This window comes from Pseudonocardia sp. EV170527-09 (assembly GCF_008369905.1).
Taxonomy (GTDB): Bacteria; Actinomycetota; Actinomycetes; order Mycobacteriales; family Pseudonocardiaceae; genus Pseudonocardia.
Map to the genome: position 1 here is coordinate 1 of NZ_VRMC01000285.1, position 691 is coordinate 691.

1 protein-coding gene is annotated in these 691 nt (G+C 63.0%); it reads left to right on the forward strand.

Annotated features, from left to right (window positions below; genetic code table 11):
- A partial coding sequence (locus FVA95_RS29125; protein WP_149666456.1) for an integrase core domain-containing protein occupies positions 1-378 on the forward strand: 378 nt, incomplete at its 5' end.
- Positions 379-691 lie beyond the last annotated feature (313 nt).

The window sequence follows — 691 nt, forward strand, 5'->3', positions numbered from 1 at the left end:
ACCGAACTCGTCACCGACGCGCTCGGCATGGCCATCACCCGTCGCAGTCCCGAACCGTACTCGGCGATCCTACATTCTGACCACGGCTCGCAATTCACGTCCTGGGCGTTCGGGCGCCGACTGATCGAGGCGGGACTAGTCGGTTCCATGGGCTCGGTCGGCGATTGTTACGACAACTCGATGGTCGAGTCCTTCTGGGGGACGATGCAGCTGGAACTACTCGACTCCAGATCCTGGAAAAGCCGCGCCGATCTTGCCAATGCGATATTCGAGTGGATAGAGTGCTGGTACAACCCGATCAGGCGCCACTCCAGCATCGGGATGCTCAGCCCAGCCGACTACGAAACAGCCCACACCCCACCACACCAAGATCACTGACCCCACACCGTCAGTGTCCGGCGCAGGGGGCCAAGCTCAGACGACAGTGCACGACGATGTTGACCATCAGCTACAGCATCGCCACGAACTCCAAGGCCGGGAACCTGAAGCCCAAGAGCTGGGCTACGACCGCAACGAGGAGAACGGGCTCGACCTGAGCTGATAAGCGAACTACCCCGCCCTTCCGGCGAGGGCTCGGGTCGGGGAGCCGGACGGAACACGGAGTCTCGGCGCGTCGGGCCCGCTGTATCAGAAACCTGTGGCAAGATCCCGGGCATGCCGAAACGGGAAGCCCAAGGCGGGCGCCCCTCCA